This window comes from Effusibacillus lacus (assembly GCF_002335525.1).
GTDB classification, from domain to species: Bacteria; Bacillota; Bacilli; order Tumebacillales; family Effusibacillaceae; genus Effusibacillus; species Effusibacillus lacus.
In genome coordinates this window covers 1-8,813 of the sequence record NZ_BDUF01000059.1, presented here as the reverse complement: position 1 = coordinate 8,813, position 8,813 = coordinate 1, and the positions used below count along the sequence as shown (strand labels likewise).

Here is an 8,813-nt window from a genome sequence, read left to right as displayed (position 1 = left end):
CTGAGGGTCGATCACATTCACAATCGAAAACCCGATTTGCATATCGATGAATTGCCCGGCCACCTGCACGGCAGAGAACATAAGCATGCAGAGATAGCCAATTGCGAGTCCAACCAGTACTTCTTTGAGTACTGCAGCAAGAAACAACCCTGGACTTCCGAGCAAACCGCCCTGAGTATCGGCAGCGGGTGTTGAAGCCCATACAATCAGGCTCACAAAGAAGGCAAGTCCAATTTTGAAATGAGCCGGTACGCTCCTCATTCCGAAAACCGGTGCGATCAAAAACATGCTGCTGATGCGAGTCAGAATCAACAGGAACATTTCGAATTGCGAACTCAGGATGCCAAAACTCACCGGAACCCTCCGTCCTATCTCACAAACTGCATCAAGTTGCCCATAATCCCGTTAGTAAAATCAAGGATCACCGAGAGCATCCAGGGGCCAAAAACGGCCAGTGCAACTACAACAGCCAAGATCTTGGGAATAAAAGAAAGCGACTGTTCCTGAATTTGGGTTGTGGCCTGAAAAATGCTTACGACCAATCCGACCACCAGACCGAACACCAGAATGGGACCGGAAATCTTCAACGCCACCCACAATGCTTCCTGACCCAGTTGAATGACAAAATCGGAACCCATTCCTTCCCCTCCTTATTGATATCCCTGCAACAGCGACTTTACAATCAGATACCAACCGTCCACCATTACAAACAACAGGATTTTGAAGGGTAATGAAATCATGATGGGAGGAAGCATCATCATCCCCATCGACATAAGAGTCGTTGAAACAACCAAATCAATGATGAGAAATGGGATAAAGATCATAAAGCCTATTTGAAACGCAGTTTTCAATTCACTAATCGCATAGGCAGGCACCAGAGTGGACAGGGGGATTTGTTCCACCGACGCCGGAATCGGTTCTTTACGAAACTCGATGAACAGCATGAGATCTTTCTCCCGGGTTTGCTTTGCCATAAACTGCTTGAACGGGATGGAAGCCTGTTCAAACGCTTGTGTTTGGGTGAGTTTTCCGGCCAGATAAGGCTGCAGAGCATTTTCATTCACTTGTGACAATGTGGGAGCCATCACAAACATCGTCATGAAAAGGGCCAATCCGATCAACACCTGATTGGGCGGCATTTGTTGGATGGAAAGCGCATTTCTTACAAACGCCAATACAACGATGATCCGTGTAAAACATGTCATTAATATCAGAATGGCAGGCGCAAGCGACAGGACGGTCAGCAGGAGTATGATTTGCAAACTGGTTGCAACGCTTTGCGGATCGTCAGTCGTGTTCACACTCAGATTAATGCCTGGAATCCCGATCCCTTCGGCGTACACCGTTCCGGAGTGCCATATCAGGATAAGTCCTGCCAAAAGAAACATCATTTTTTTTGTCATTGGTTATCAGAATCCCATTCCTGAATCTTTTTTCGCTGTTCCTTGACCTGCTGCAGTTTGGATTGCAAAGTTTCATAGAACGGTGACGCTTGAATATCTTCTTCAACCTCTGGTTTTCGTTGAACCGGAAGCCATTTGGACAGCCATCCGGACAGCTCGGGTGAAGTGAATGCGGGGGATTTGTCCTTTATACGCCCGATCAGTTCCTCATCAACGATCACGTCAATCAATGTAATGTCTTCTCCAACCCCGACCACATAAACCCGATCTTCCAGCGCAATCAGTTGGATCGACCGGTTTGTGGAAAGCGGGTGCACAACGATCGTTTGCATAAGTGGATGCATACGGGTTGAATGGGTCTTGAGGGCCAGAAATCTGATCAGCAGGTAGATGACCCCGGCTATGACGGCAAGGATCACAATCATCTCCAGAATTCCGAAGAACAGTGACCAACCGCTTCCGGCGCCCGAAATGGGAGGCGATTGGGTCCCGCTCCCTTGTCCTCCGCGCTTGATCAAATCTTCAACGCTTTCACCAAGGGCAAGAAATGTCACTGTCCCATCCCCCTCGCCATAAAAAATCCTTTATCCAATGACTTTTCGGATCGCTTCCAGCACACGGTCTGCCTGGAACGGCTTCACAATGAAGTCTTTGGCGCCGGCTTGAATGGCGTCGATGACCATTGCCTGCTGCCCCATTGCCGAACACATGATGACTTTCGCATTGGGATCATACCGGCGGATTTCCCGCAAAGCGCCAAGGCCGTCCATCTCAGGCATTGTAATATCAAGCGTGACCAGGTCGGGGGTCAATTCTTTATATTTGTCTACCGCTTCTTTTCCGTCTTGAGCTTCCCCGATTACTTCATATCCGTTTTTGGTCAGGATTTCCTTGATCATCATCCGCATAAAAGCTGCATCGTCAACTACCAGGATTTTTTTTGCCATGATTCGTATCCCCCTGTTTATTTATTGGAGTTTTGAAATGCGTTCGGCCGGTGTGAGGATATCCGTTACGCGAACCCCAAAGTTTTCATCAATAACAACCACTTCGCCTTTGGCGATCAATTTGCTGTTTACCAGGATATCAACCGGTTCCCCGGCCAATTTGTCCAACTCAAGGATCGAACCGGTACCCAATTCAAGGATTTCACGTATTTGCTTGCGTGTTCTCCCCAATTCCACTGTCACCTGAAGCGGAACGTCCAGTAACAGGTTCAGGTTGCCGCTGGACAGAACTGCTGGATCAACCGCCTCAAAGGTGGCAAATTGAGCCGGTTGCACATTGACCGTAGGAGGGACAAAATGACCGCCTTGCGGCATGGTGTATCCGCCTGCAGACATTCCGTAACCTGGTGCGGGTGGATAGGGATATCCCATGGCCTGTTGTGACGGCGGCATATAGTGACCCTGTGCAGCCATTGGTTGTTGCATGGCCGGTTGCTGCATAGCGGGCTGTTCCATGACAGGCTGATACATTGCAGGTTGCCCCACCGGCTGGTGTTGTTCTGCCTGATGGGTGGCAGCCGGTTGGGATGGTTGAGCAGGTGCAGGTTCAGCGGATTGGGTCTGCCCTGTCAGTTTATCCAGCATCGTTCGGGCGAAGGTGATCGGTACCAACTGCATGATCTGGGAATCGATCAGGTCTCCCACAATCAGCCGGAATGAAATTTTGACCACAATTTCATCAGCCGGAAAAAGTTGGCTTGCCTGCTGCTGGTCCATGCTCAGAACTTCAACCTTTGGCGGGGTAATATTCACCATCATGTTAAAAATGGTGGACATGGAGGTGGCGGCCGATCCCATCATCTGATTCATCGCTTCCGCCACAGCGCTCATGTGCAGCTCATTCAGTTCACCGATCTCCACTTTCCCGTCACCGCCAAGCATTAAATCGGCGATCACCTGTGCGTCGGCGATCTTGATGGCCAGCACGTTGGAACCGACAAATCCGTCCGTATAATCCACCTTAATTACCGCATGCGGAATGGGCAGATCATTCACCAGCTCTTCACGGCGAATTACCGTGACTGCCGGAGTGGTAATTTCAACTTTGTGCCTGAGCAGCGTCGAAAGAGCGGTGGCGGCCGTTCCGAACGAAATATTGCCGATTTCCCCCAGCGCATCTTTGTCAAATTCCGTCAAAAGTTCTTCAGCAGCCGGTTCTTCCTCTTTGGAAACTCCTCCTTGGCGGAGCAGCGCATCAATCTCTTCCTGTGACAAGAAATCGTTACCTGTCATCTTCCGTCACCCCTTCCTCAAGTACTTCTGTGACCTGTACGGCGATCCTTCCGCGGCTTACTCCCGGCTGGCCCCTGTACTTGGGTTTGTTGCCAACTTTAATCTGAACTTTTTGTTTGATGTCCTGATCAAGTTTAATTACATCACCGACAGTCAATTGCAGGAATTCCCCAATGGTGATCGTCGATGTGCCAAGTTCGGCTGAAACGGGCAGCAAAGCACGCCTGAGAGAATACTGGAGCGCTTCCAGATCGGCTGAATTCTCACGCGGTTTCTTCATATGCATCCAATAATGGGCCGATAGTTTCGGCATTACGGGTTCCAAAACCACGTGCGGCATACAGATGTTGATCATTCCGGACGTTTCACCGATTTTGGAAGACAAAGACACAACAGCAACCGTTTCGTTGGGAGACGCCAACTGCATAAACTGCGGATTGACCTCCAGCATATCCAGTTCCGGAATCAGGTCGGCGACTCCTTTCCAGGCATCCCGGAAATAATCGAGGGATCGCCCGAACATCCGAACCATCACGGTCGTTTCAATTTCCGTCAGGTTTCTGACTTCATCCTGCCCTATCCCTTGTCCTCCCAACAAACGATCCAACATCGCATATGCAATATTCGGATTGATTTCCATCACAAACTTGCCATCAAGGGGGTGTATCCCAAACACATTCAGAATGGTGGTCTTGGGAATGGAACTGATAAATTCTTCATACGGCAGTTGTTCAACCGAGAGAACCTTGATATCGACATAAGTTCGCAATTGGGCGGAAAAATAGGTTGTGAGCAAACGAGAAAAGTTCTCGAAAATTCGGGTCAGGCTGCGAATCTGATCCTTCGAAAAACGCATGGCCCGTTTGAAGTCATAACTCCGGACCTTGCGTTCAGTTTCTTCCTTGCGAATTTCCTCGGCCGACAGTTCGCCGGAAGACAAAGCGGACAACAGGGCGTCAATTTCCCTCTGGGACAATACCTCTGCCATACATGGTCACCTCCTTGCCTCTTGCCCTGCAACCGACTACTGCACCACCAGCTCGGGGAAGTAAACATCAACCACTTTTCCCTTCTGCAGGTACTTGTTGATGTTTTCTTTGATCTGTTCTTTCAGTTTCTGGATTCCGTCAGGCTTTTGCAGGTCGACCTGGGTTGTTGCATGAAGAATCTGGGTAATGGTGTCTTTCACCTGCGACTTGCGAAGCTCCAGTTCTTCGACTCCTTTTGTCGAATCCAGCTGCAGGGTAATCCCGATTTGAACCAGACTGGAACCTGACAGGTTCGTTGTGAGTTTCTCGACCGCAAACTGGGATTCAGCCAATTCCTTTGCAGAGGGAACCTTCTTTGCCATCGCTTCGGACTTGCCGAGGTAATTGATCCCTACAATAGCTACCACGCCCAGCATTGCAATGGAGATGATGAGAATCAATGCAAAGTTGAACAGTTTGTTCTGAAACACGACTAGCACCCCGCATTCTGACGGACTTGCAATCCAACAATTCCGATGGTTTTGTAGAAGTCGGTGATCATTTGCACCACCTCATCCACCGGTTCCCTGACCACGATTTTCTTATTGTTGACCAAGGTGATAACGGTGTCCGGAGTGGCTTCCACCACTTCAATCAAAGTGGCGTTGATCGTCAGTTCGGAACCGTTGAATCGCGTAACCTTAATCATGTACTTCCCTCCTTGGAGGAGCCGCCCATGCTTTGCGCAGGGCTATATGGTGAGACCTCACGGAAGTGGCACCCCTGTTTCTGACCACTTCCGCGAGGTGATTATCTATTATCGCTTCAGATTGACAACTTCCTGCAGAACTTCGTCGGAGGTTGTGATAATCCGGGAGTTTGCCTGGAACCCGCGCTGTGCCACAATCATCTCGGTGAACTCGTTGGTGAGTTCCACGTTGGACATTTCGAGAGCGCCGATAATGATAGTGCCCCGTCCTTTATTGCCTGCATAGTTATCTGCAAGCGCAGGAACTGCTCCTGAGTTGGGAGAAACTGAATACAAGTTGCTTCCAGCCTTAAGCAATCCACTTGGATTAGAAAATTTTACAACCTGAATTTGTCCAACATACACCCGTGCGCCACCCGCTGCAGGGATATAACTTACGAGACCCTTCTCATCAATATCATAGGTTTGTGCATCCGCAGGGATATAAATGTTAGTAGCTGCTCCTACAAGTGCTCCAGTGTTATTGTCAACTGTAAGTCCTTGAACCTTCAAGCCATTTGCATTTACCAGTACGCGCTGTAACCCGTTATATCCATTAGCGTTCACATTAAGGCCTGCATCAAGATAAAAATTTCCGGCACGAGTATAAAATTCATTGCCAGAACCATCCCTTACAGCAAAGAATCCTTCTCCATTAATCATTAAGTCTGTAGGAACGTTTGTAGTTTGTGTACTTCCCTGGGTATGAATAGTATCGATAGAAGAGATGGCACTCCCCAATCCGATTTGTTTGGGGTTAATACCACCGATTCCCGCAGTGGCTGTTGACGGTGCCGCTGCTCCCCCAACATTCTGGCTTAGAATATCTTTGAATGTTGCTCGACCTGCTTTAAATCCGAATGTATTCACATTCGCAATGTTGTTGCCGATTACGTCAAGCTTTACCTGAAAACCACGCATGCCGGAAATGCCTGAATACATCGCACGAAGCATTCATATCGCCTCCTTGTGTTGTGGGAACGCGTCAGTCGGTCGGCGTTCCGTCGGACCTCCAACAAGTGGGCCGGTCCTAAAGAATCATGGCACTGTCAATATTGGTAAACACGTTTTCTTTTAGCGACAACTTGTCCACTGCCGTAATGATGGTTCGGTTGGGGACATTGATCACAAAAGCCGTATCCTTGTACATAATCAGCGACTCTTTCCCGCCTTTGGCGGCTACCTGGTTAATGGCTTGTCCGATCTTCTGCAAATCGGTTTCGTTTAACCGGATGTCTCTTTTTTCAAGCCGCTGTTTGGCATGATTGGAAAGCACCACTTCCTGCTGTCTCAAGCGTTTTGCCAGTTCGGCCTGAAACAGTCCCGCCGGAACTTCCGGTCGGCGCTTGCTTGTTGTCGGCTCGGCTTTTGTGACCGGCAACGGCCCTCGAACTCCAAGCAGCCACTCCTGATTCATTCCAACTCACCTCACTTTGTGACCTTGACTATGTCCAGCAGGTCAACAAACGCCTCTCCCACTTTCACTTTCATGACACCGTCCTTCATCTCGGCTCCCGTTACAGTCCCCGTAACATCATTCCCGTCAGAATTCCTGTATGTCACGGTCGTGCCAAGCAGATTGAAAGCGGCACCGAGAGAATTGACTTTCTGCAGTTTCTCAAAACCGGCCGCCATGTTGGTCATCTGTTCCAACGCGGAGAATTGGGCCATTTGGGCAATAAAATCCTTGTCCTGCATCGGGGACATCGGGTCCTGGTACTGAAGCTGGGTGAGCAGGATCTTCAAAAATTCATCCTTGCCCAAAGCGCTGTTACCAGTACTTTTGGTCGCGGCAGTTGAATTGCTGCTGCTCGCTCCATATACCTGCATTCATCACACCTCCTTATGCCGTCCTGTCAAATTGTCCGTTGACCAACGCTGTTTGGTCATAATAGACAGCCTCATCCAGCTGGAAAGCGGAGTCCGTGAAACCGTTTCGCTGGGGATTCCGTGGATTTCCCCCTTGCTGCTGGTGTTTCTGTTCTTCCGCCATTCCCCTTTCATGCCCCATAAATGGAGACGAAGAGGAAGAAACAACCTCGGTCCGATTCACTTGCAGGCCTTGGGATTCCAGCTGCTGTCGGAGCATTCCCATACCGGAATCCAACAGGTTCCTGGCGTATTGAGTGTCAGCCGAGAGTTGAACAGTCAGCTGTCCGCTTTGTTCCACAATCCGCACCTGCACCTCGCCAAGCCCTTCCGGCATCAAGGTGATTCTCATCTCGTGGGTGCCACCCCGTTCAAGCACGGATGCTTGCTTGACAATCAGACCTGAAAAATCGGTTTTGAACTGTTCCGGAGTCATGGTGTCGCGCGTGACATTCTTTGGATCGTTGGAAGTTGTTCCGGCTGTTCGGGTTAAAATGACCGGTGCTGCCTGTTCAGTTGGACGTGATTCATTAGGAACCGCTTCTCCTTGAATCGTCTGCTTGCCATCAGTTGGGAGTAGGCTGACCAGTCCGGTTTCTTCGGCAGCTTCTGTTGCAACTGCCGCGTCGGTCTGTTTCGAAACGCCCGATCCGGACAATTGACCAGCATTGCCATCCGCTTGCCCACGACCGACTGAAGAACGTGAACCCGCATCAATCGGGGTCTGTTCGGGGTTCGTAATTGGTTGGAGCTTTACTGCCGCTTGTGGCTGGTTCTCTGATTTCTCACCCTGTTGCTGCAAGGCCAACAGTTCCGGTCGGATTTGCGAACTTTGCATCATGGGATTGGCATCCGACACTTTGGTCGGGTTTCCTTCCGGAACCGCTTGTGTCTGCAGGATGGGCACATCCTGGATGAGTCTCACAAGTGCCTTGTCAGCCGACAATCCTTGCTGCTCCATCATTCTCCCGACCCGGTTGACAGCCTGCTCCAGGGAAAGACCCGATTGTTTCAGGAAAGCTGCCATTTCCTCAGCCAATTGTTTAAGGGGAGAAGCCTTCAAGGCAGAAGGATGCACCGTACCGTTTTTGACAGTCTGCATCAGACCCATGGTGCCGGCGGATGCAGTAGCGGAAACCGTACCATTGTCCACAGTCTGCATGATGCCAAGGGATCCGGCAGATGAAGAACTTAATGGTTCTGAAACTGTTTGCCCGTTTGCTGCCGGGTTCACAACAGCACCCAGCAGCGACATGAGTTCCGCAATTTGTTCGGAATTCAGGCCTGACAAAAGGTCGACAAGTTCCTGCAGGGCTGCCTTTTGATTTCCGTCCATCTTGATCTGGTTTGTCAGAAGCGCCTGAAAAGCTCCCGGTTCCACTGTCGGACTGCCTGTCTGTGTGGAAACTGCCGATGTCATTTGGCCTCCGACAATGAGTGTCAAGATCTGAGCCGCATTCATCTTTTCTCACCTCCTTTCACAGGAAGAACATAGCTTCTCGGAATTAAATTTCCCTTGCTGGCTCCAGTCTCTTGACTAGGGCCATTTATTGTTTCACCCCCAAAACAGGAGTGCGAACAAATT

Annotated in this window: 13 protein-coding genes; all 13 read right to left on the bottom strand. The window is 49.9% G+C overall.

Translation table 11 applies throughout. From position 1 onward, the window contains the following. Nucleotides 1-354: flagellar biosynthetic protein FliR (locus EFBL_RS11435; protein WP_149029959.1), on the bottom strand; the 354-nt coding region annotated here is incomplete at its 3' end. Nucleotides 355-368: 14 nt separating this feature from the next. Beyond that, nucleotides 369-638 carry a flagellar biosynthesis protein FliQ gene (fliQ, locus tag EFBL_RS11430; RefSeq protein ID WP_096182265.1) on the bottom strand — a complete coding sequence of 90 codons (270 nt, stop codon included), beginning with the start codon at nt 636-638 and terminating at the stop codon, nt 369-371. Between the two features lie 12 nt (nt 639-650). Further along, complete coding sequence (fliP, locus tag EFBL_RS11425; RefSeq protein ID WP_096182264.1) at nt 651-1,403, bottom strand: flagellar type III secretion system pore protein FliP; 753 nt, start codon at nt 1,401-1,403, stop codon at nt 651-653. Continuing rightward, a complete protein-coding gene (locus tag EFBL_RS11420) occupies nt 1,400-1,957 on the bottom strand; it encodes a flagellar biosynthetic protein FliO (RefSeq protein ID WP_096182263.1) in 558 nt (185 codons plus the stop codon). Before EFBL_RS11420 ends, fliP begins: the two co-directional genes overlap by 4 nt. Nucleotides 1,958-1,987: 30 nt before the next feature. After that, nucleotides 1,988-2,350 carry a response regulator gene (locus tag EFBL_RS11415; RefSeq protein WP_096182262.1) on the bottom strand — a complete coding sequence of 121 codons (363 nt, stop codon included), beginning with the start codon at nt 2,348-2,350 and terminating at the stop codon, nt 1,988-1,990. A gap of 21 nt (nt 2,351-2,371) precedes the next feature. Continuing rightward, nucleotides 2,372-3,643, bottom strand: coding sequence for a flagellar motor switch phosphatase FliY (fliY, locus tag EFBL_RS11410; protein ID WP_096182261.1), 1,272 nt, complete (start codon nt 3,641-3,643; stop codon nt 2,372-2,374). Continuing rightward, the gene (fliM, locus tag EFBL_RS11405; protein ID WP_096182260.1) at nt 3,633-4,631 is read right to left on the bottom strand and encodes a flagellar motor switch protein FliM; all 999 of its coding nucleotides are present in this window, start codon (nt 4,629-4,631) and stop codon (nt 3,633-3,635) included. Before fliM ends, fliY begins: the two co-directional genes overlap by 11 nt. A gap of 36 nt (nt 4,632-4,667) precedes the next feature. Further along, nucleotides 4,668-5,102, bottom strand: coding sequence for a flagellar basal body-associated FliL family protein (locus EFBL_RS11400; RefSeq protein WP_096182259.1), 435 nt, complete (start codon nt 5,100-5,102; stop codon nt 4,668-4,670). A 2-nt stretch (nt 5,103-5,104) separates the two neighbouring features. Then, nucleotides 5,105-5,320, bottom strand: a complete 216-nt coding sequence (locus EFBL_RS11395; RefSeq protein WP_096182258.1) for a flagellar FlbD family protein — start codon at nt 5,318-5,320, stop codon at nt 5,105-5,107. Nucleotides 5,321-5,428: 108 nt separating this feature from the next. After that, nucleotides 5,429-6,313, bottom strand: coding sequence for a flagellar hook-basal body complex protein (locus tag EFBL_RS11390; protein ID WP_096182257.1), 885 nt, complete (start codon nt 6,311-6,313; stop codon nt 5,429-5,431). 76 nt (nt 6,314-6,389) lie between these two features. After that, a complete protein-coding gene (locus EFBL_RS11385; RefSeq protein ID WP_096182256.1) occupies nt 6,390-6,776 on the bottom strand; it encodes a TIGR02530 family flagellar biosynthesis protein in 387 nt (128 codons plus the stop codon). Nucleotides 6,777-6,787: 11 nt separating this feature from the next. Further along, on the bottom strand, nt 6,788-7,189 hold the full coding sequence (flgD, locus tag EFBL_RS11380) for a flagellar hook assembly protein FlgD (protein ID WP_096182255.1): 402 nt from the start codon (nt 7,187-7,189) through the stop codon (nt 6,788-6,790). A gap of 13 nt (nt 7,190-7,202) precedes the next feature. Beyond that, nucleotides 7,203-8,690, bottom strand: a complete 1,488-nt coding sequence (locus tag EFBL_RS11375) for a flagellar hook-length control protein FliK (protein WP_096182254.1) — start codon at nt 8,688-8,690, stop codon at nt 7,203-7,205. Between the last annotated feature and the right edge of the window lie 123 nt (nt 8,691-8,813).

Coding starts and splice junctions, on each gene's coding strand:
- fliQ (WP_096182265.1), bottom strand. CDS start 638: ATGGGTTCCGATTTTGTCATTCAACTGGGTCAGGAAGCATTGTGGGTG.
- EFBL_RS11415 (WP_096182262.1), bottom strand. CDS start 2,350: ATGGCAAAAAAAATCCTGGTAGTTGACGATGCAGCTTTTATGCGGATG.
- fliY (WP_096182261.1), bottom strand. CDS start 3,643: ATGACAGGTAACGATTTCTTGTCACAGGAAGAGATTGATGCGCTGCTC.
- EFBL_RS11375 (WP_096182254.1), bottom strand. CDS start 8,690: ATGAATGCGGCTCAGATCTTGACACTCATTGTCGGAGGCCAAATGACA.
- fliM (WP_096182260.1), bottom strand. CDS start 4,631: ATGGCAGAGGTATTGTCCCAGAGGGAAATTGACGCCCTGTTGTCCGCT.
- flgD (WP_096182255.1), bottom strand. CDS start 7,189: ATGCAGGTATATGGAGCGAGCAGCAGCAATTCAACTGCCGCGACCAAA.
- EFBL_RS11385 (WP_096182256.1), bottom strand. CDS start 6,776: ATGAATCAGGAGTGGCTGCTTGGAGTTCGAGGGCCGTTGCCGGTCACA.
- fliP (WP_096182264.1), bottom strand. CDS start 1,403: ATGACAAAAAAAATGATGTTTCTTTTGGCAGGACTTATCCTGATATGG.
- EFBL_RS11390 (WP_096182257.1), bottom strand. CDS start 6,313: ATGCTTCGTGCGATGTATTCAGGCATTTCCGGCATGCGTGGTTTTCAG.
- EFBL_RS11395 (WP_096182258.1), bottom strand. CDS start 5,320: ATGATTAAGGTTACGCGATTCAACGGTTCCGAACTGACGATCAACGCC.